The organism is Vibrio cholerae ATCC 14035 (assembly GCF_000621645.1).
Taxonomy (GTDB): domain Bacteria; phylum Pseudomonadota; class Gammaproteobacteria; order Enterobacterales; family Vibrionaceae; genus Vibrio; species Vibrio cholerae.
Map to the genome: position 1 here is coordinate 234,656 of NZ_JHXR01000001.1, position 20,674 is coordinate 255,329.

Annotated in this window: 18 protein-coding genes and 1 tRNA gene; 8 read left to right on the forward strand and 11 right to left on the reverse strand. The window is 47.1% G+C overall.

Annotated features, from left to right (window positions below; all coding sequences use genetic code 11):
* Positions 1–146 precede the first annotated feature (146 nt).
* Entirely contained in the window at positions 147–1,037 is an 891-nt protein-coding gene (locus tag T411_RS0101195; protein ID WP_000931263.1) for a LysR family transcriptional regulator, read from the forward strand.
* A 120-nt stretch (positions 1,038–1,157) separates the two neighbouring features.
* On the opposite strand, the gene T411_RS0101200 is transcribed toward T411_RS0101195, so the two are convergent.
* From T411_RS0101200 to folD, 3 genes are all read right to left on the reverse strand, one after another.
* Positions 1,158–2,621, reverse strand: a complete 1,464-nt coding sequence (locus T411_RS0101200) for an FAD-binding protein (protein ID WP_000104840.1) — start codon at positions 2,619–2,621, stop codon at positions 1,158–1,160.
* Complete coding sequence (locus T411_RS0101205) at positions 2,606–3,454, reverse strand: TauD/TfdA dioxygenase family protein (RefSeq protein WP_001146417.1); 849 nt, start codon at positions 3,452–3,454, stop codon at positions 2,606–2,608. The genes T411_RS0101200 and T411_RS0101205 overlap by 16 nt, the downstream gene beginning before the upstream one ends.
* 297 nt (positions 3,455–3,751) lie before the next feature.
* Positions 3,752–4,612 (reverse strand): bifunctional methylenetetrahydrofolate dehydrogenase/methenyltetrahydrofolate cyclohydrolase FolD, encoded by an 861-nt coding sequence (gene folD, locus T411_RS0101210; protein WP_000126770.1) that lies wholly within the window; start codon positions 4,610–4,612, stop codon positions 3,752–3,754.
* Positions 4,613–4,813: 201 nt separating this feature from the next.
* On the opposite strand from folD, the gene T411_RS0101215 reads away from it, so the two are divergent.
* The 3 genes from T411_RS0101215 (at position 4,814) to T411_RS0101225 (ending at position 7,512) form a co-directional block, all read left to right on the forward strand.
* Positions 4,814–4,890 (forward strand) — tRNA-Arg (locus T411_RS0101215).
* Positions 4,891–5,241: 351 nt separating this feature from the next.
* A complete protein-coding gene (locus T411_RS0101220; RefSeq protein ID WP_000822415.1) occupies positions 5,242–6,537 on the forward strand; it encodes an OpgC domain-containing protein in 1,296 nt (431 codons plus the stop codon).
* Between the two features lie 312 nt (positions 6,538–6,849).
* Entirely contained in the window at positions 6,850–7,512 is a 663-nt protein-coding gene (locus T411_RS0101225) for an HAD-IB family hydrolase (protein ID WP_000042817.1), read from the forward strand.
* 46 nt (positions 7,513–7,558) lie between these two features.
* Here T411_RS0101225 and T411_RS0101230 read toward each other — a convergent pair whose 3' ends face one another.
* From T411_RS0101230 to T411_RS0101260, 7 genes are all read right to left on the reverse strand, one after another.
* Positions 7,559–8,179, reverse strand: coding sequence for a LysE family translocator (locus T411_RS0101230; RefSeq protein ID WP_001090433.1), 621 nt, complete (start codon positions 8,177–8,179; stop codon positions 7,559–7,561).
* 293 nt (positions 8,180–8,472) lie between these two features.
* Entirely contained in the window at positions 8,473–8,922 is a 450-nt protein-coding gene (locus T411_RS0101235) for an acyl-CoA thioesterase (RefSeq protein ID WP_000444695.1), read from the reverse strand.
* Between the two features lie 89 nt (positions 8,923–9,011).
* Positions 9,012–9,683: a lysophospholipid acyltransferase family protein gene (locus T411_RS0101240; RefSeq protein WP_000101103.1), complete on the reverse strand. Its 672-nt coding sequence runs from the start codon at positions 9,681–9,683 to the stop codon at positions 9,012–9,014.
* A 7-nt stretch (positions 9,684–9,690) separates the two neighbouring features.
* Positions 9,691–10,614 (reverse strand): phosphatidate cytidylyltransferase, encoded by a 924-nt coding sequence (locus tag T411_RS0101245; RefSeq protein ID WP_000932201.1) that lies wholly within the window; start codon positions 10,612–10,614, stop codon positions 9,691–9,693.
* A 2-nt stretch (positions 10,615–10,616) separates the two neighbouring features.
* The gene (locus T411_RS0101250; protein ID WP_001881680.1) at positions 10,617–11,375 is read right to left on the reverse strand and encodes a CDP-alcohol phosphatidyltransferase family protein; all 759 of its coding nucleotides are present in this window, start codon (positions 11,373–11,375) and stop codon (positions 10,617–10,619) included.
* Positions 11,376–11,453: 78 nt separating this feature from the next.
* Complete coding sequence (locus T411_RS0101255) at positions 11,454–13,286, reverse strand: putative bifunctional diguanylate cyclase/phosphodiesterase (protein WP_001911442.1); 1,833 nt, start codon at positions 13,284–13,286, stop codon at positions 11,454–11,456.
* Between the two features lie 98 nt (positions 13,287–13,384).
* Complete coding sequence (locus T411_RS0101260) at positions 13,385–13,846, reverse strand: putative pterin-binding protein (RefSeq protein WP_000867045.1); 462 nt, start codon at positions 13,844–13,846, stop codon at positions 13,385–13,387.
* A 568-nt stretch (positions 13,847–14,414) separates the two neighbouring features.
* Between T411_RS0101260 and T411_RS0101270 the strand changes: the two genes are divergently transcribed.
* The 4 genes from T411_RS0101270 to T411_RS0101285 all read left to right on the forward strand — a co-directional run bounded on the left by T411_RS0101270 (position 14,415) and on the right by T411_RS0101285 (position 19,209).
* Entirely contained in the window at positions 14,415–15,884 is a 1,470-nt protein-coding gene (locus T411_RS0101270; RefSeq protein WP_000118043.1) for a protein adenylyltransferase SelO, read from the forward strand.
* A gap of 231 nt (positions 15,885–16,115) precedes the next feature.
* On the forward strand, positions 16,116–17,114 hold the full coding sequence (gene dctP, locus T411_RS0101275) for a TRAP transporter solute-binding subunit DctP (protein WP_000476112.1): 999 nt from the start codon (positions 16,116–16,118) through the stop codon (positions 17,112–17,114).
* Positions 17,115–17,181: 67 nt separating this feature from the next.
* Entirely contained in the window at positions 17,182–17,844 is a 663-nt protein-coding gene (locus tag T411_RS0101280) for a TRAP transporter small permease (protein ID WP_000438256.1), read from the forward strand.
* Positions 17,845–17,847: 3 nt separating this feature from the next.
* Positions 17,848–19,209 (forward strand): TRAP transporter large permease, encoded by a 1,362-nt coding sequence (locus T411_RS0101285; RefSeq protein WP_000257380.1) that lies wholly within the window; start codon positions 17,848–17,850, stop codon positions 19,207–19,209.
* A 124-nt stretch (positions 19,210–19,333) separates the two neighbouring features.
* Here the strand turns inward: T411_RS0101285 and T411_RS0101290 are convergent, their stop codons facing one another.
* Complete coding sequence (locus tag T411_RS0101290) at positions 19,334–20,674, reverse strand: sigma-54-dependent transcriptional regulator (protein ID WP_027694885.1); 1,341 nt, start codon at positions 20,672–20,674, stop codon at positions 19,334–19,336.

Genomic DNA, 20,674 nt, shown 5'->3' on the forward strand with positions numbered 1-20,674 from the left:
ATTCAAAAAATCGTTTGGTTATATGAAATCTGCTTGAAACCAATAAAAATTACTCATCTCTAACAGGCGGAATTATTATTTCTGCTATTCCTTGTACTGACTAGATAATGAAAATAGAACCCAAAGTTACTAATAAAGGAACAGTCATGCTAAATGAGTTAAAACGCATAGTGATATTCAATAAAGTGGTTGAGTGTGGTTCTTTTACTTGTGCAGCAGAAGCATTAGGTATGACCAAATCTAAGGTCAGTGAACAGATCACCGCTTTAGAAAAAACACTGAATGTGCGCTTGCTAAACCGAACTACCCGTAAAATCAGTTTAACCACAGAGGGGGACACATTTTATCAACGCAGCCACGGATTATTGAATATTGCGGAGGAGGCGCTTTGCTCCGTTAACCACTTAGCGTCAGAAGTTTCCGGAACGATCCGCATTGGTACCACTATTGATGTCGGCACTTTTTTGCTCAACCCGCTACTGGCTGAGTTTTATAAGCAGTACCCTAAGGTGAATTTCGATATTCAGCTCGATGATGGACTGCAAGATTTGGTGGATTCTAATCTGGATATGGTGATCCGAATTGGTGAGCTGACGTCATCCTCTTTAGTTGGCCGTGTTATAGCGCCTTTTGAGTTAGGTATTTATGCCAGTCAAACCTATTTAGAGAACGCGCCGCCGATCAATACGATTCAGGATTTAGAGCAGCACGATTGGGTCTATCTCACACGCTTAAATCTGCCTAACCAAACCCTAACTTTAACCAATCAAGAGGGCGTACAACATCAGGTCAAATTCCATAGCAAACACAGCAGTAATTCTCCGCTTGGCGTCATGACCATGGTGCAAAATGGTTTGGGTGTGGGATCGATTGCCAGTTTTTTGATTGATAAGTTGCCTGATGCATCGCTAGTGCGATTGTTTCCGGACTTCTATCAGATCAGTACTACCATGAATATTCTCTACCCCAGTCGGAAAAATTTGCCGCCAAGGGTGCGTTTATTTATCGATTATCTGGTGGGAACATTGTGTGGTTAATGGAGAGTGTTTAAACAGAACGCGCAATGAGCAGCATGGGTGTCGATGGCTTCTAGTGCCGGGGAAAGTCACCAAGCCCGTTTAGGGCTTGATGAAGATCGAGTGAACGCAGGTATTGAACTAGTGAGGTAAGTTGAATTCTGCCAACACACCTTCTGCCAACACACTGTGAACCTGATGCAGTGGAGTGACCCATTCGATGTAAGCATCAGGGCGAACCAATACCGCTTGTCCCGGATAAGGTGCGTGACGTGTCCAGTGTTGAGCATTTTCGGATTGGGTACCGATGCGGATCACATGTACATGCGGCGGCACGTCAACCACGCATTCGTCATCACTAAACAAGAACAGTGTCCATCTTGCGTAGTCAAGCAGTGAGTACACACGAGTGATCTCAGTACCTTGATTGAGCACGAAATCCCACATTCGAGTGCCAGCTAAGCCTTCTTCGGAGTAGCGAATGCCCATTCCCGTGATATTACCTGAACGCTTTTCAACGATTTTTACGTAGTCTTGCGCATGGGTGTTGGTGGCTGAAAACTTCGTTGAGCGTACCAGTTCGCCGGAGCTGTCTATCACGCTCTGCGCCACTGGTTGACGTTCAGCGTGATAACTTTTCAATAAAGCAGGAGAGGCTTGACCTTTAATCACCATACTCAGTTTCCAGATCAGGTTAAATGCGTCAGCAACCCCAGTATTTAATCCTTGTCCACCGTTGACTGAGTGTACGTGGCAGGCATCCCCTGCAAGGAAAACCCGGTCATCGACGCTGTAATGTTCTGCTACTGATTCTTTCACGGCAAATTGCGAGAACCAGACCACTTCTTTAAAACCCAATTGATGAGGTGCCATTGCCCGGTTAATTTTGGCGATAGCCTGCTCTAAGGTGAAATCGTGCGTATCCATACGGACATAAAAGCGATCGATTTCACCTTCGCGAGGGATCCATGCCACATCTGAGGTTTCTGCTTGGAACACAATAATTTCAGGGACTTTAGGAAAGTCACTGTCAATCACACCATCAATCACCGCCCAGATAATTTCGGGGCGCACAATGTGAAAAGGCACATTAAAATGGCGACGCACAAAAGATTGAGACCCATCCGCACCAATCACAAAGCGCGATTGAATACGCTCACCATTGCTGAGATGAGTTAGGCAGCCTGCTTGATTGAGCTCGATATTGTCGACGCTTGTGTTGCGCCAAACGGGGGCATTCGCTTCAAGTAATTTCTTGTCCAATAGCTGCTCAACAAACGATTGACCTAACATCAAAAAGTGTTTGTGCAAGCAGCCTTCCAAGGCTTCCCACCAGCTCGATTGGCGCGAGATAAAATGGCCATTAGCCCAAACCGAGCTGGTATTACACGGCTTGCCTAAAGGGTAAAGATCATCAAAAAGCTTCGCGACTTCGAGCAGTTGTAAGGTACGGGCATTTAACGCATCGGCGCGTCCGACTTGAAGTGGTTCGGCTGACTTATCAATGATCAGCGCGTTTAAACCGCAGCGCTGTGCTAAGTAGGCACTCATTAACCCAACTGGGCCTGCGCCGATAATGACGATGTCGGTTATTTTTGTGGACATTGGTACGACTCCAAGCTTGGATTGTTATAAGGAGGATTACTTAACACTTGCACACGACGAATGTGACGCGGCGTGTGAGAGTTAAAGGCTTCACGGCCATGGAGTAAGGAGAAGTTATCGGTGATCACTATGTCACCCGTTTGCCACTCATGAGCGTAGAAGTTACGTGGGTCGTACAGTGCACGGCGTAAACTTTTGTGAAACTCGATCGCTTGCTCAGGAGTAATGCCAGACAGTGATACATCAGGTGGATTGAGCAGGTCGCCATTTTCTTCAAAATGCGGCTCGTTGTAGCGTATTACTTGATAGTCTCGGTATGGATGCTGCATCACAATCGGGGAGACGGTTTTACTGTGGTAAAACTCCATTTTACGCTGGTAGTGTCCGGTGACTTGCTGCCAAAGCTCAAGATCTGGCTGAGGGGCGTGCTGTAAAGCCAGCATGGTATGACTGAAGGTCGTACGCCCGCCATGCCCCGGTAAAGGAGCCTTTACACACTGAAAGATTTGGTATTCAGGGACTTGTGGGCGATACATGCCATCCCAATGCATCGGCATGTAGCTGCTGTCAAAAATGTGATCGCCAGGATCCTCTTTTTGTACCAGATCTAATACGCGCCCAAACGGCCAAACACTCACTTCTCCCCAACGTTCGCAGTAGTCCGCAAACTGCTCCGAATGTTCAAAGGTTTCAAAACCACGCAGTAACACAAGTTGTTCACGCAAAAAGAGTTCGCGTAACTCATCAATATCTAACTCATTGACATGAATCGGAGCATGTTTCGGTTCTACGATCACTCCAAACGGTTGCAGAGCGGTAATTTTGTACGGCATATCAATGGCCTCCAAAATGGGCTTAGGTTTTTCCTTTATCTAGTCCGATTATTTGTACAACCGCTGGAATTGACTAGATAACAAAAGAAGAACCGAGAGTTACCGATACAGGAACAGTCTCTGCGTTATTGAGAGAGAAGGGAATACCTATTTAGAAAGAGGGGGGAGTATAAAGCGCAAACAGAACGAAAGAGGTCAATCCATGCATGGTATTGACCTCTTACTGCTTCTCAGGTGTTAGCACAAGGCGTTAACACAAGGTGAGTGTGAATACCGCGATGCAGATAGCCACTGTGGCTAACCTTGAGTGTGGAACTGCTCACACGCCATCATAGTGTTTTCAATCAAGCTTGCGACGGTCATAGGTCCTACACCACCGGGTACTGGAGTGATAAAACTTGCACGCGTACGGGCAACATCGTATTCCACATCGCCAACCAGCTTGCCAGTATCTAAGCGGTTAATGCCAACATCGACCACAACTGCACCTTCTTTAATCCATGCTCCCGGAATAAAGTTAGGTTTACCGACCGCGACCACCAAGATATCTGCTTGGCGAATATGGCCTTCGAGATCTTGAGTAAAGCGATGGCAAGTGGTGGTGGTGCAGCCTGCCAAGAGTAGCTCTAACGTCATCGGACGACCGACAATGTTGGAAGCTCCCACAATCACCGCGTGTTTGCCGCGTAGTGGAATATTGTAGCGTTCAAGCAGAGTAATAATGCCTTTGGGTGTGCAAGAGCGTAGTTTCGGAATGCGCTGCGCCAAGCGACCGACGTTGTAAGGGTGGAAGCCATCCACATCTTTCTCTGGGTGAATACTTTCCAACACTTTGGTGGTATCCATACCCGCAGGTAACGGCAGTTGTACCAAAATGCCATCGATTTGCGGATCGTTATTGAGTTCTTCAACCAGTGACAGCAAGGCTTCTTCGCTAGCGGTGGCGGGTAAATCGAAAGATTTGGAGACAAAACCGACTTCTTCACAGGCACGGCGTTTACTGCCGACATACACTTGTGAAGCAGGATCTTCGCCCACCAACACAACCGCCAGTCCTGGGGCTCGTAACCCAGCTTGAACACGAGCTTTAACACGGGCTGCCACTTCTGAGCGCACCGTTTGCGAAATCAGCGTTCCATCAATATTTTGAGCAGTCATGACTTTCCTTACAGGTTTGGAGCGAAAATTTTTGCGCACATTGTCGCAGATATTTTTGATAACATCCACAGGCAAACGTTTGCTTTGTTCTGTTTTTCGGCAGTTGAGATGAGATCGGTAAAATATTGCTCATTCGAAACAGAAAGTTAGACAAAGGCGTTGATCTAGCCCGTTTAACTCGTATAATCCTCACCCTGTAGCGCGCCCTTAGCTCAGTTGGATAGAGCACGTGCCTTCTAAGCATGTGGTCACAGGTTCGAATCCTGTAGGGCGTGCCATTATTTCAGACCCCAGCAAAGCTCATTTGCTGGGGTTTTTTATTGTCATCCTCAAATCACTGTTTTGAGCGGTGACGGTTTTAAATTTTGTTGCGTTGGGTAGTTGAGAAGTGGCGATTTTGCATCGGTATCATCGACAAGCTGTGCGACCTCTCGGTTTTTTTTATGCCCCCTATTTACAAAGCCATCAGGTGGTGCAAGGATCCGCGTGCTCAGGGAAAGGTAAGTCCAAACTAGATATCACCATCCTGCCGTATTACCCAATATATTCAACCGCTTATCCGCATTTTTAGTCGACTTGGTATTTTTGTGACTACCAATTTATTGGACTGAAAACGCAGGGAGATACCCATGAAACGCATCCCCGCATTGGACAGTATCCGAGGATTATTGTTGGTGCTGATCACCTTCAACCATCTTATCTGGTACAGCGGCGGTACAACCATACTGCAAATGATTACTCATGAACCTGTCGGCGTGTTTGGTGCCGCGGAAGGTTTCATCTTTATGTCTGGACTACTGGCTGGTATGGTCTATAGCCGCCGTGAATACACTGACCGTCAAGCGGCTGGGAAAGTGTGGCATCGTGCGTTCATTATCTACAAATACCACATTGCAGGACTCTTTATTGCTATGCTGTGGTTTTGGCTGGGCAGCCACTATTTTGCTGAACAAGTCACCGTGTTTGGTGGCAGCTTTAGTAATCTGCCTACTATGCCTTTTATGACCATGTTGATGAGCTTCCTGCTGCTCAATAAACCCGCCTATCTGGAAATTTTGCCACTCTATATCATGTATATGTTGCTGTTTCCTTTGGCACTGTACGGGTTTCGTCGCGGTTATCTTAAATGGGTACTTGCGCTGAGCGTGCTGATTTGGGCAAGCAGTGGTTGGATTCAAGGCGCTATGCTTTTGCCACTCTTTAAGTGGCTTTCTGCAGAATACATTCCTGAACTCGGTTACTTTGACCCTTTTGCTTGGCAACTGCTGTTTTTCTTTGGTGGTGCATTAGGTTATTGCAAGCGTCAAGGCGAGTTGGCGTGGTTCCACCCTAAATTGGTTTGGTTATGTGCGGCGATAGCTTTGGTTATCTTTATGGCTTACCGCGATCTTTTAACGCCATTGGGTATTACTAAGCAGATGGTGTATGCGGCATCCAGTAAGCCAGAGCTTGGCTGGTTGCGTGTACTGAGTTTGAGTGTATGGATCTACTTAATCTCTGTTGTGATCCGCTTTTTCCCAACGGCATTAGTGTATGAACCGCTGAGCTATCTCGGCCGCCATTCATTACAAGTTTTTACTTGGCAAACCGTACTGATTTTTATCACTGCACCTTGGCTTCTGACCACGCGCGACTCGGTTTGGCATACAGCGATTATTCTGCTGCTCTGTACAACATTGTGGATTCCCGCTTGGCTACAGACACAGCGTAAAGAAAAGCCAATCAATTTGTCATCTGCGGTGGTGGCTTGCCTTTCACTGGTTTTAGTGATGACGACGAATTTTACAAGCTTCCCTCAACCACCCAAAAGTGACATTGTGGCGAGCAGTGATGAGGTCGTCACCGATGCTTTACCCAGCAGTGAGATTTCTAATCATGAGCTGCTGAGTGAACCGATGAACAGTGATGAGACACCCGTGAACTGAGCCAGAATAAACTGTCCCGTGTATGTTATGCCGATGCCGTTTTTAGCTGCATCGGCTAACGCAGTTGTCGGTATACCTGCGTACTTTTTCTGACTACCTTCCTCGCCGGATAATTCTTTATATAGCCATCAAGACCTTACTGAGGTAGACCGTTTTGATGCCGAAGCTTAAGACCAGCTTTGGTAACTCACGAGGTATTTCAAATCGCGGCTACGTCTATTGGACAGCCTATCAACCGTCACATTCTCGCGTTACAGTGAGTTTTTATCATTCACGATTTTTTGAAGCCAGTACAACCTGTGAGAGCCTGAAATGAGCAAGCCCCTTTATGTGTTTGATTTGGATGACACCCTGATTGATGGGGACTGCGCAATGATTTGGAATGCGTTTCTTGCTGAGAAAGGCATTGCGACGGAGCGCAATTTTGTGGAAGAAGATCGAAGACGCATGGCGCTGTACGCGCAAGGCAAGATGGATATGGCGGAATACATTGCTTTTGCGATGCAGCCATTAGCGCAAGTGCCAAGTACAACCGTGCAAGATTGGGTGGAAGAGTGCGTGTCACGCTGGATTGTTCCAAAACAATTTGCCCAAGCTCGTGAGTTGATTGCGCAGTTAAAGCAGCAAGGTAATACCTGCTTAATTATTTCCGCTTCTGTTTCGTTTTTAGTGAAAACCGTCGCTCAACGTTTCGGAATTGAACACGCGTTAGGGATTGATCTTGTGAGCCAAAACGGTTGCTACAGCGGTAACATCGAGGGCGTTGCTAGCTACCGAGAAGGTAAAGTGCTGCGTTTACAACAATGGTTAGCGGAGCAGAATGAAACCTATCACGACGTTCATTTTTATACTGACTCCATCAATGATCTGCCGTTATGTCAGCATGCCGATTTCGCGTATGTGGTCAATCCCTGCCCGCGCTTGAAAGCTCAGGCTGAGCAGCATGGTTGGCCCATATTATCTTGGGCGGTGTAAGTGTTTGGCCATCCATCCGTGTTACGGTGGGCGGATGGCCAATTCGCTAACTAAAGTAGAGCCAGATACCCACCCCAGCCATTAGCGAACCTGCAATCCGATTGAGTAAACGGACATGGTGAGCTTGGCTTAATAAGCGCTTTAACCCTTTTCCACCCGTGGCATACAAACTCATGCTGATAAATTCGGAAAGCAGAATAATGGCAACCAATACAGTCAGTTGTGGAGCAAGGCTTAACGATTGATCAATAAAAGGGGGCAGTAGGGATACCATAAACGCCCAGCCTTTAGGGTTAGCAATTGCGGTCACAAAACCTTGTACTAATAGACCCCAGTCACTGCCTTGGTACGTGTTTTCTTGCTCGATATTGATCGCCAGCTTGCCCCGTGAACGCCACATTTGCACACCTAAATACACCAAATAGCTTGCCCCCACGATTTTAAACAGAGTGAAGATATCTGGATAACGCAGCATGACCGCCGCAATGCCTACCACTGCGGAGACCGCGACCAAAGCCACACCCAGTAGTTCGCCTACCATCATCCATAGTGTTCTTCGATAGCCAACGCTCATGCCCAGAGTGAGGGCCAAGGTCATATTCATACCTGGGGTAATCGAAACAAAAAAGAAGGTGGGAATAAAGAGTCCCAAAAGTGCCGTATTCATCCATTCTCTCCCTAGCCTGAGGATTATCGTGTTAGTTCCATTAACAACAACTCCACAATATAGGCCGATTGGGAAATGCGCAATCTTCAATTGAATGAGGCACTTTGAAGGATGCAGAATGTAACGTAATGACTTGGGTTGGTGAGCAACTATTTGAAAATAGCGGAGGGTTGGGTACGTCGTATCGGACACTGCTGTTTTGCAGATAGTCACCAAGCGGGTTTGATCGCTTGGTGACCGTGCCCTTATCACCTGAAGTGGGAACGTGCTTTCACCTCAATCACAGGGTTTGTCTATGCATTGTTTATAGAGACGGATTCACCTTGTAGAGTGTGAATGGCTTCGGGCACCGTAGGCGGTAGCAAGGCTTTCTCACCCGTTTTAAAGTTAAACATCACAACCGTAGCGCTACCGACGGTAGTCACTTTACCAAGTTTTTGGCTCACCACTTGGTATTCCATGCTAAAGCGATCTGCTTGAACAGAGGTAATGCGTGAACCAATCAGCAGCGTATCGGGAAAAGTGACCGGAATTTTATAACGCGCTTGTGTCTCCGATAACACAGGGCCAATTTGAGTGCGTTGTAACTCTTCCATCAGCTTAAGATGAGCGAAGTAATCAATTCGCGCGGTTTCAAAGTAGCGAAAGTAGACCACATTATTGACGTGTTGCAGCGCATCCATCTCTCCCCATGCGACCACGATTTTCGTGATCACAGGGAAATCTTTTAAAAGCGATTCCATGCCTTTTTACTCGTGTTGTGATTAGAACAAATATTCTAACGGTAAATGGCAATTGTAAGCTTGAGCTTGTTAGCAAAACGTTAAATTCCTCAGCTGTCGAGGGTTTCGCTATCCAGAGTCGCTTGGGTTTGAGTGATACAGTGAGTCGCCAACTGCTGGTAATTTTTTTGCATGACCTGAACGAAATGTTCTGCATCACTAAAACCGGTTAACGGTTCACCGATCACCACATCGCAATTGAAAGGTACGAACATCGCCGTACCTTTGGGTAGTGCGCGCCCTAAACCACGCATGACCACAGGTAATACCGCACGCTCCGGGTGATTTTTGACTAAATGATAAATGCCTTTTTTCAAACCACTCATTATTTCCGGCTCACCACGACTCCCTTCTGGGAAAATAATCAGAATATCGCCTTGATCTAAAGCTTCATGGCAAGCTTGCAGTACCGCGTCACGTTCACTGCTGGAGGGGGAGCGACGGATCGGAATGATGCCAATAATATTCAGAGATAACCAAGCCACAAAGGGATTCACCAGAAAGTAATCTGCTGCAGCGACAGGGCGCACTCGGTGAATTAAATGCAGCGGAAACAGAGCCATGAGTACGAGTGTATCTAAATGACTATTGTGATTGGCGGCAATCACCATTGGACCTTGAGTAGGGAGATTTTGGCGCTGCAAAATATTGAGTCCTAACCCAATAAAAACTAAGGGTTTAACGATCAATAGGAAAAACAGCACTTTCAGAATACGCGCCATATGATCCTCAGTAATAGAGGTAGTGGAAAAACAGCGGAGCAGTAAACATCAAGCTATCGACCCTGTCCAGAATGCCCCCGTGGCCCGGAATAAACTGGCTGGTGTCTTTGATACGCAAATCGCGCTTGACTGAAGAAATCACCAAATCGCCAATAAATCCACTCAAGGCAATGATGACTCCGCCGACCAACCCTTGCGCTGCGGTCAGTGGCGTTAAATAAGGCGCTGCAAAGTATGAAACGGTAACCACGGTCAATGTGCCGCCGATAAAGCCTTGCCAAGTTTTATTCGGGCTGACTTTCGGAACGATCTTATGTTTACCAAAACTTTTTCCCCACACGTATTGTGCAACATCATTGAACTGAGTCATTACCAATAAAAACAGCAACATACCCAGTGAACCTGCATCTGGGTTTAAGCTTGGTAACACCAATAGGTAGGCCATATGGCTGATACAAAATACGGTCAACATCATTGCCCAGTGAATAATGCCTGCCGAGCGAATAAAACCTTTAGTATCTCCAATCAGCACCATCACCATAGGCAGGTATAGGAATACATAGACTGGAATAAAGATAATGAACATGCCGTACCAGCCGATGGAGAGCCAGTAGTACTGAAATGGAATGGACAAATAAGCCCAGAAAATCACTCGGCGATCGGTCATTCGTGTGGGCACAATCGAGAGAAACTCTTTCAGTGCCATGAAACTGAGGAAACCTACAAAAAAGAGCGTGTAGTTGAGTGGAAGCTGCAATACGACAAACACAATCGCAACCATCCACCACCATGAACGAATACGCAGCTTTAATTCGAGATAATCGCGTTCAGGATAGCGGCGAGACAGCCACAAATAACAGAGTGTACCTACCACTAAAATGGTCAAAATCACCAACATCAAGTGCAGTGAGTGTTGAGGAATGTTGAGCATGACTAGTTACCTTGATGATCGGACGAGGATGCACGCGCCGCATGGAATTGATAAATGTGCTGTAAGCGTCGCCAAACCGTGAGTACCAGCCCAATCAGCATGACGATTAAGGTGAGATCCATGGTGTATGCGAAAAAGGTTGGGAGCTCATCGAACAGTGAAAGTGCCGCGATAAAGAGCAAACTGAGGGTAAGCAGCGCCATGCGATGCTGTTTAGCCATCGGGCCTTGAAAATCAGCTTCACCGCCTATGCTGACTCCCAATACACGAATATAGGCGGTCAGCACCGCAAGAAGCGCACAAAGCCATGCCAAGGTCATTCCCAGCGCAGAAGTCGTGACAAAACCTGCACCAAGAATCAACAAAGGGTCGGCGATCCGATCCGGTACATCATTAAACAATTCGCCAGCAGGGGTCTTCTTGCCGCCTTCTACGGCAACCATGCCATCAAACAAGTTACACAGTAAACGCGCTTGAATCGATAAGGCCGCCAGAATGAGCCAAAGCGGGGCAGGATAGTAGTGATATACGGCCAAAATGGCACAGCCAAGCAGCGCAAAGGCAATACTCATGAGTGAAATTTGGTTAGGGGTGATCTGCTTTTGGCTCAACCAAACGGCGATACGTTTGGTGAAGTTCAGATCTCTGACCGCAAGTGGGCGGCGATTTTTCTCTTCAGATTGTGTCTTGTCCATATAACCTCTTGTTGCCACATAGAAAGAGTGGCTAGCAATAGGCGATGTGGTACCACCAATCCGCACTGAAAAGAAGTCATACCAAGTAGGGTTACCTGTTTTTTGGCACGCGTCTCAATCTTGTTGCATTGTATTGCTAATGCATTACTCATTAATTTGCGTGGATAACGAGGTATTCTCTGAGGAAAAGTAGTGATCGCAAAAAGTGGCGAACTCGGTTTTAGTGATAGGACGAGAGAAATAGTAGCCTTGAAATTCATCTACCCCCAATTGTTTGAGCTGCTCTAATTGCGCCAACTGTTCGATTCCCTCGGCCACCACCTGCATCCCCAGTTGATGGGAGAGATTAACGATGGAAGCAATAAAAATCGCTTGTTGCTGGTTTTGATTCATATTGTCGACAAAGGATTTATCTATCTTCAATTTACTGAATTTAAGGTGGTTGAGTTGGTAGAGCGAAGACCATCCGGTTCCGAAATCATCGAGTGCAAAGCGAACTTTCATTTTTTCTAGTGACTCGATGATGGCGAGACTTTGCGGAAAATCATCAATGGTCATGGTTTCAGTTAGTTCTAATATGATCGCATTGAGGAAATTCTCATGATGGCCAAAAATCGTGGTAACGAGTGTTGGCAAGGTTTCATCAAACAGAGAGTTGGAAAGGTTGATCGAGACATCTAATCGGCGGTTGTGAGGTTTCCAATCATTTTGTAGTGCCAAATAGACCTGCTGCATGATCCATGCCCCGAGCTTTTTACCAAGTCCATACTCTTCGGCAATCTCGATCAGATATTGCGGATTGATATAACCAAACTCACTGTGCTGCCAACGGATCAGCGCCTCACATCCTAGTCGGTCAGGATCGCGCGACAAGATAGGTTGATAGGATAAATACAAGCTCGATTGGTTTGGGTCTAACAGCAACTGCTGTAGCTGCTCAGCGAGGATACGCTTCTTGTTGTAAGCACTTTCAATGTCGCGCGTATAGTACACCACCTGACCTTCAGGTGCTTTTTTGGCGATATTGAGCGCTAAATCCGCATTGTTTAATAAACTGCTCGCTCGTAATTTTGAGCTGCTCTCAGTGAAGTCTTGGGTTTGGCAGGTCACAACGCCCATCGCGACACTCAAACGTTTGGTCGGATCATTCTCTTGTACTAATTTGGTCAAGTCATTCCACAAGTTACGGATAAAAAAGTCGGCATTTCCGGTACAAGGATGCAGTAAAACGGCAAATTCATCAGCACCAATCCGGGCGCATTGATAAGCAAATGAGCGACAGCGTTGGGTAAGTAATTCCGCAATGTTAATCAGCAACTGGTCGCCAAAAGCGTAACCCATCGTATCATTCAACTCTTTGAATCGATTAAGATCGAACAGGATAAGCGCGATAGGTTCTTGTTGATTTCGGCGTCTTTTCTTTAGTTTTTTAACGATAAAGTTACGGTTTTTTAGCCGAGTGAGTGGGTCATGCCATGCGAGAAATTGTTGATAATCTGCAGAACGATAAGTCATATAGGAAAGCAAGATTAACATCAGCAGAATCGCTGCGAAGAAATAGAGTAACTGCTGTTTATTCTCGTTAATCATACGGATATTGCTGTTGGCACTTTCACCCGTAAAATTGACAATCGCTAAATTGCGGATTTGGGCATTGTAGGGCTCGAGGAGCTGCAGCAATTCTTGCAGTACGGGTTGATCACCTCGACTTACTGCCAGTTCATAGCGTTTGAGTTGAGTGAACACCTCTTGAATGATGGCTTGCGCATCGTGTTGTTGTCGGAGTTCTTGGGTTTCTTTACTCGTTAGAAAGAGATCGAAACGATTCCACAAAATATCGTAATTAAGACTCATCGCTTGATGATTTTCACGGCTGCCATTTAATAAGTAAGTCTCCAATCTATGAGTAAAATTGAGCGTCTCTACTTCCAATTGCGCCAAAGACCAAGCCGCCAGTTGGGTGTACTTGGTGAGCATATTATAAGTATTAGTAAAGCGAACCATGGCCCAGATTGACAGCAAGACCATGACGAATACTAGCGTGAAAAATGCAAGTAGAGACTTCTTCATCGTCGTTAAGGAGTGATGATTTCTATACTGCTGATCTGCCAAACCATACGGCTGTGCAGTATTTCATTGTCTAACTCGCCACTACTACTGAGTGGATAGATTGACCAAATTGGTCCACGGTCACGGATCTGCATCGGTTTGCCATTATTTTGAATCGCGAAAACAGGGTTGTACTTCTCAATATCAGAATAAGGGATTTCGGCCCAATATTTGTTTAGGGCAATCACTTTAAGGTCGGCTTGTTTTACTCCCATCCAAGCTAATAATGCCTGAGCAGAAATGCCTTTAAACTCCGTATTACCTTGTGTCCACGGTGTTTCGGTGACGATAGTTAAATCACTGCGGGCTAACAGTTCTTGATAAGTGGCCGAAACGGTTTGCCCTTGATGGGTTATCGTGAGGATCGGTTCTTGTGCAAACAATTTGCTGCTGATTAACGCCAACAGCGTCAATAACATGACCTTCATTGTTCTCATTGGTTGTCCCTTTATCGTGAGTGAGGTTTATATAGGTATAGGTAGCCCATTTCACGCGTGCAAGGTCGATCTTTAGTTTGAGACTAAAGTCGATTTCGCTCATCCCTTGGAAGAACTGGCGGCATCCCACTTTTGTCACAAAAAATTAACGTCTCAATCTCTTGCTGATTTTTCAAAGTTTCACCATATTGTCATTACCGTGTCATAAACATAAAGGTGAGGAGATCGATATGGAACACGTTGAAATGGTGCAACCTAGTGCGCTAGGTGTTGTGGGTCGTACGCTGGTGTTTTCCTTATTGGCATTAGGCTTCACCTTTATGCTGTTATAGCAACACCTAAGATTCACCAAAGCCGAAGCAGATTGCTTCGGCTTTTTTATCCGCGGGTTTTTATCCACTTGAGCTGCCTTCTAACACCTTTGGTAAGCATAGGAAGAAAGGGGACGTTGAGCGAGAGGTTCGGGTTATCTTTCTCCACAACGTCAGCACAATAAAACCTAGTGAAAAGGTCAAGTATTTGCTACCGTGCGAGCAAACCATTGATCGCGAGTCTAGTTATGTCAGTGTGGAATGCTGTTCATCTTAGCCGACGTTTTGCGGCGTTACCCCAAGCTTTTTATACCCCAGTTCATCCTCAGCCTTTGCAAAATGTACGTTGGGGGATGTGGAATAGTCGTTTGGCGCAACAATTTGGTTTGCCTGAAGCACCGAATGATGAGTTATTGTTATCGCTGTCAGGGCAGCAGCTACCTGCTGATTTTTCTCCCGTCGCGATGAAATACGCAGGACATCAATTTGGGGTGTATAACCCCGATTTAGGCGATGGGCGCGGTTTATTATTGGCGGAAATGGCGACCAAGCAGGGCGAAGTGTTTGATATTCATCTCAAGGGCGCAGGGCTTACGCCTTATTCACGAATGGGGGATGGGCGAGCGGTGCTGCGTTCATCCCTTCGTGAATATTTGTGCAGTGAAGCGATGGCAGGACTCGGCATTGCCACGACCCGCGCATTAGCGCTAATGAGTAGTGAAACGCCAGTTTATCGAGAGCGTGAAGAGCGCGGCGCACTCTTGGTACGTTTAGCCCATACCCATGTGCGGTTTGGCCATTTCGAGCATTTCTTTTACACCGATCAGCATGCGAACCTGAAATTACTGGCGGATAAAGTCATCGAATGGCATTTCCCAGATTGCGTGCAAACATCGAAACCTTATGCGGCTTGGTTTTCGCAAGTGGTTGAGCGCACTGCACTGATGATTGCGCAGTGGCAAGCGTACGGCTTTAACCACGGGGTGATGAATACCGATAATATGTCGATTCTCGGGGAAACCTTTGATTATGGTCCCTTTGCCTTTTTGGATGACTACGATCCGAACTTCATCTGTAATCACTCGGATTATCAGGGACGATATGCCTTTGATCAGCAGCCACGCATTGGCCTTTGGAACCTCTCCGCATTAGCGCATGCGCTGTCACCTTTGATCGACAAAGATGATTTAGAAGCCGCACTGGGGAGTTATTCAGAACGCCTCAATCTGCATTTCAGCCGTTTGATGCGCGCGAAACTTGGTTTAGCGACTCAGCAAGAGGGGGATGGCGAGTTGTTTGCTGATTTCTTCGCGCTACTGGCCAACAATCACACCGATTACACGCGCTTTTTACGCGAGCTCTCCTGTCTGGATCGGCAAGGAAACGAGGCGGTGATCGATTTGGTGTTAGATCGCGAAGCGGCTAAGACCTGGTTAACCCGTTATCTTGAGCGCGCTGCTCGTGAGTTAGGTCAAGAGGGGCGACCCATCAGCATCCGTGAGCGCTGCCAAGCCATGCGCCAAGTGAACCCGAAATACATCTTGCGTAACTACCTTGCGCAGCAAGCAATTGAGTTTGCTGAACGAGGCGATTTTGAGGAAATGCAACGCTTAGCCACTGTGTTGGCTAGCCCTTATGCCGAGCATCCCGAGTTTGAACGTTACGCAAAGTTACCGCCAGAATGGGGGAAAAAACTGGAGATCAGTTGTTCTTCCTAAGGCCGGTTATGTATGGGTGGAAAGTGACCCATTACTGAAATTGGATGGGTGGATTTCCACCCATTTTTTATGGCAGAAACCTCGAACACAAGAGAGGAATGCCATCACTGGTTTTACAAGTTACTGATTTTAAATAAATGTTAGTTTTGTGTAATGAATGGCGCGCAAGTTGCTTTGGTATGGGTACGCAGTCCAATGATGGGCTGAAAAATCCAACCAAGGAGAATAAGAATGTTCAAGCCGCTTACCCTAATTGCCGCTTCTATCCTCGCTGTCACAAGCTTTAATGCTGCCGCTAATTGTGACCCAGGCGAAATCGTGATCAAGTTCAGCCATGTGACCAATACCGACAAACACCCGAAAGGGATTGCGGCATCACTGCTGGAAAAACGCGTCAACGAAGAGATGAACGGTAAAGCCTGTATGCAGGTGTTCCCTAACTCAACGCTGTACGATGATGACAAAGTGTTAGAAGCCTTGCTCAACGGCGACGTACAACTGGCGGCACCTTCGCTGTCTAAATTTGAAAAATTCACCAAAAAGTACCGTATTTTTGACCTGCCTTTCCTTTTTGAAGATGTGGATGCCGTTGACCGTTTCCAAAGTTCCGCCAAGGGCGAAGAGCTGAAAAATGCCATGACTCGCCGTGGTGTAAAAGGCTTGGAGTTCTGGCACAACGGGATGAAGCAGATCTCTGCCAACAAGCCAATTCTGGTGCCTGCGGATGCCAAAGGGTTGAAATTCCGTGTACAAGCGTCCGATGTGTTGGTGGCTCAGTTTGAGCAGATCGGTGCTAACCCACAGAAAATGTCGTTTGCGGAAACCTACGGCGGTTTACAAACCAAAGTCATTGATGGACAAGAAAATACTTGGTCAAACATCTACGGACAAAAGTACTTTGAAGTACAAGATGGCACCACCGAAACCAACCACGGCATTCTGGATTACCTCGTGGTGACCTCAAGTAAATGGTGGGATGGCTTACCTGCAGATGTTCGAGATCAGTTTGCCAAGATCCTCAATGAAGTCACGATTGAGCGCAACGCAGAATCCAACAAAGTGGAAGAGCTCAATAAGCAGTACATCATTGAAGCGGGCGGTGTCGTACGCACTCTGACTCCAGAGCAGCGTCAGCAATGGGTCGATGCACTCAAACCGGTATGGCAGAAGTTTGAGAAAGACATCGGTGCTGATCTGATTGAAGCCGCTCTGGCAGCTAACCAGAAGTAACCTTTATTTGGCCCCATCACGGTGGGGCCGTTTGTCTGTTCGTCACACTATTAGAGCGATGTATCACATGGAACAGTCATGGTTTTCGAGAGTCGGCCAGTTTACCGACTCGATTGAAGAATTTCTGATCGCGTTTTTTATGGGCGCGATGACGCTACTGACCTTTGCAAACGTCATCATGCGTTATCTATTCAACGACAACATTCTCTGGGCGCTTGAGGGAACAGTATTTATGTTCGCTTGGATGGTGCTTATCGGGGCTTCATTTGGGGTAAAACGCCACTTTCATATTGGTGTCGATGTGCTGATCAATATCGCACCAGCACGATTGCGTAAGCTGTATGCATTGGTTGCTGTGGCCTGCTGTTTGGCATTTTCAATCCTCTTACTGATCGGTTCTTGGAACTACTGGTACCCCTTTATTAGCGAACGTGCATGGTATGAAACCGATGATATTCCCATGCCTGAAATGCTGCAGTTTCTGGCGGATTGGTTCAATGAAGGTGAGCGCTATGAAAAGCTGCCGCGCTTTATCCCTTATGCCGCTCTGCCGATAGGTATGGCGCTGCTGACTTTCCGGTTTCTGCAGATCGCTTGGCAAATTCTCACTGGCAAACTGGATCGCATGATTGCCGGTCATGAAGCCGAAGAAGATTTAGAAGCACTGAAAGCGGAGCTTTCAGAAGCGGGTGAGGCAATGATGCCTAAGACTCAAGGCAAGGAGAAGTAAGCCATGGCCGTTGCACTGTTATTTATTCTGGTTATCGGCATGATGATTGTTGGCGTGCCGATTGCTATCTCGCTGGGCTTATCCAGTATTTTGTTCCTATTGTGGCACTCGGATGCCTCTTTAGCTTCGGTTGCACAAACCCTGTTTAACGCGTTTGCTGGCCACTACACTTTATTGGCGATCCCGTTTTTTATTCTCGCCTCAACGTTTATGTCTACTGGCGGTGTGGCTAAACGAATCATCCGTTTTGCGATTGCTATGGTTGGCTGGTTCCGCGGCGGTTTAGCGATTGCTTCTGTGGTCGCCTGTATGATGTTTGCGGCGCTCTCGGGCTCATCTCCGGCAACGGTGGTTGCCATCGGCAGTATCGTGATTGCGGGCATGGTCAAAAACGGCTACAGCAAAGAGTTTGCGGCGGGGGTGATTTGTAACGCAGGAACCTTGGGTATTTTGATCCCCCCTTCGATTGTGATGGTGGTGTACTCAGCGGCGACCAACGTTTCGGTTGGCCGCATGTTCTTAGGTGGTGTTGTCCCAGGCTTATTGGCTGGTCTAATGTTGATCATCGCGATTTACATTACCGCGCGGATAAAAAATCTACCCAAGCAGCCCTTTGTTGGCTGGAAAGAAGCGCTGAAAGCAGCCAAAGAGGCAAGCTGGGGCTTATTGTTGGTGGTGATTATTCTCGGTGGGATCTACGGTGGGATCTTTACCCCAACAGAAGCGGCAGCAGTGGCGGCGGTGTACTCCTTTTTTATCGCCAACTTCATCTATCGTGACATGGGGCCGTTTGCGGATAAGACCAATACCAAACCGGTACTAGTCAAAGTAGTGGAAACCTTTGTCCACAAAGACACCAAAGCGACCTTGTATGATGCAGGTAAGCTGACCATCATGCTGATGTTCATCATTGCTAACGCGCTTATCTTAAAACATGTACTCACCGAAGAGCGCATCCCGCAGATGATCACTGAATCCATGCTGTCTGCTGGGCTTGGGCCAATTACCTTCTTGATTGTCGTGAACCTGATCTTGTTGGTGGGTGGTCAGTTTATGGAGCCATCGGGTCTTCTGGTTATCGTCGCTCCCTTGGTATTCCCGATTGCGATTGCATTGGGCATCGACCCTATCCATCTCGGCATCATGATGGTAGTGAACATGGAGATTGGCATGATCACGCCGCCCGTCGGCTTAAACCTGTTTGTGACCTCTGGGGTAGCCAAGATGTCGATGATGAATGTGGTTAAAGCTGCACTGCCTTGGGTGGGCGTCATGTTCCTCTTCCTCATTATTGTCACTTATGTGCCTTGGGTATCCACTTGGTTACCGACACTCTTGATGGGGCCGGAAATCATCACTCGCTAGCGCTTAATTCGATAATGCTTACGTTTGCCAAATAACGACAAGCCCTTCGCATGCGAAGGGCTTGGTTTTTTTATGCCGACCTTTAATCTGAGACCTAGACTTTTAACCAGAACGCGGGATGGTTTCAGGGTTTGTAACTCTCTTTATCGAGCTGATATTTCTGCATTTTGTCATACAAGGTTTTACGTGGAAGGTGGAGACGCTCCATGGTGGCTTTAATGCTGCCACCACACTCAATCAGCGTCTGCTCCAAAATTGACTTCTCAAACTCCGCGACTTGTTCATTCAGTCCGAGTAATTTGGATTTTGGCTCATGGCTTTCAGCAAATTGCGCCAACTTACCGAGTAACACGTAGCGCTCTGCGGCATTACGCAATTCCCGCACGTTGCCCGGCCAATCGTGACTAAGCAAGCTTTGCACATCGGAGGCCGTCAGTGCTGTAGCCGCTTTACCATAACGTGCGGCAGCGACCAGTAAGAAATGGTGGAAAAGGGCAGGAATGTCCTCTCTGCGCTCACGCAGCGGTGGGATCGTTAAGGTGACAATGTTGAGCCGATAGTAGAGATCTTGCCGAAATTTCCCTTCGGCAGCGGCTTGTTTTAAATCGATTTTAGTGGCGGCAATCACCCGAATATCAAGGGGAATGAGTTCATTCGAGCCAATCCGTTCGATCACTCGCTCTTGCAGCACACGCAGCAGACGGATCTGCGCTTGCATCGGCATCGATTCAATCTCATCCAGAAACAGAGTGCCACCTTGAGCATGCTCAAACTTACCCACTCGACGGCTGTCTGCCCCCGTAAACGCGCCTTTTTCATGGCCGTACAGCTCGCTCTCAATCAAGTTCTCCGGCACCGCACCACAGTTAATCGCAACAAAATTCTGTTCACGGCGCGAGCTCTGTTCATGCAGTGAACGGGCAACCAACTCCTTGCCGGTTCCTGTTTCACCAAACAATAAAATATCCGCTTGGGTATCCGCCACTTGGGCAATGGTATCGCGCAGAGTTTGAATGGCGGCGGTTTCACCAATAATTAGCGGGCCTAGGGTTTGGCTGACTTTTAAACTGCGTTTTAGCTGACGGTTTTCCAAAGTAAGGCGACGTTTTTCGATGGCACGGTGCACCGTGTCAATCAACCTCTCAGGCGCAAAGGGCTTTTCAATAAAATCGTAAGCACCATCATGCATCGCTTTGACCGCCATCGAAATATCGCCATGTCCAGTGATAAGAATGACAGGCAGTTCACTGTCTTGATGCAATACGGAGCTCAGTAAATTCTGTCCACTTAAACCGGGTAAGCAGATATCACTGACGATCACCAATGGGAGTCCTTGCGCCTTGATTGCCAGCAGTGCCTCTTCGACACTGGCAAAAAACTGCGCGTTGAGGTCGGCCAATTCGAAACTTTGAGCGAGCGCAATGCGGATATCGCTCTCATCATCAATCAAAAATACATCACACAT

Coding starts and splice junctions, on each gene's coding strand:
- T411_RS0101195 (WP_000931263.1), top strand. CDS start 147: ATGCTAAATGAGTTAAAACGCATAGTGATATTCAATAAAGTGGTTGAG.
- T411_RS0101200 (WP_000104840.1), bottom strand. CDS start 2,621: ATGTCCACAAAAATAACCGACATCGTCATTATCGGCGCAGGCCCAGTT.
- T411_RS0101205 (WP_001146417.1), bottom strand. CDS start 3,454: ATGCCGTACAAAATTACCGCTCTGCAACCGTTTGGAGTGATCGTAGAA.
- folD (WP_000126770.1), bottom strand. CDS start 4,612: ATGACTGCTCAAAATATTGATGGAACGCTGATTTCGCAAACGGTGCGC.
- T411_RS0101220 (WP_000822415.1), top strand. CDS start 5,242: ATGAAACGCATCCCCGCATTGGACAGTATCCGAGGATTATTGTTGGTG.
- T411_RS0101225 (WP_000042817.1), top strand. CDS start 6,850: ATGAGCAAGCCCCTTTATGTGTTTGATTTGGATGACACCCTGATTGAT.
- T411_RS0101230 (WP_001090433.1), bottom strand. CDS start 8,179: ATGAATACGGCACTTTTGGGACTCTTTATTCCCACCTTCTTTTTTGTT.
- T411_RS0101235 (WP_000444695.1), bottom strand. CDS start 8,922: ATGGAATCGCTTTTAAAAGATTTCCCTGTGATCACGAAAATCGTGGTC.
- T411_RS0101240 (WP_000101103.1), bottom strand. CDS start 9,683: ATGGCGCGTATTCTGAAAGTGCTGTTTTTCCTATTGATCGTTAAACCC.
- T411_RS0101245 (WP_000932201.1), bottom strand. CDS start 10,614: ATGCTCAACATTCCTCAACACTCACTGCACTTGATGTTGGTGATTTTG.
- T411_RS0101255 (WP_001911442.1), bottom strand. CDS start 13,286: ATGCTCACCAAGTACACCCAACTGGCGGCTTGGTCTTTGGCGCAATTG.
- T411_RS0101260 (WP_000867045.1), bottom strand. CDS start 13,846: ATGAAGGTCATGTTATTGACGCTGTTGGCGTTAATCAGCAGCAAATTG.
- T411_RS0101270 (WP_000118043.1), top strand. CDS start 14,415: ATGTCAGTGTGGAATGCTGTTCATCTTAGCCGACGTTTTGCGGCGTTA.
- dctP (WP_000476112.1), top strand. CDS start 16,116: ATGTTCAAGCCGCTTACCCTAATTGCCGCTTCTATCCTCGCTGTCACA.
- T411_RS0101280 (WP_000438256.1), top strand. CDS start 17,182: ATGGAACAGTCATGGTTTTCGAGAGTCGGCCAGTTTACCGACTCGATT.
- T411_RS0101285 (WP_000257380.1), top strand. CDS start 17,848: ATGGCCGTTGCACTGTTATTTATTCTGGTTATCGGCATGATGATTGTT.
- T411_RS0101290 (WP_027694885.1), bottom strand. CDS start 20,674: ATGTGTGATGTATTTTTGATTGATGATGAGAGCGATATCCGCATTGCG.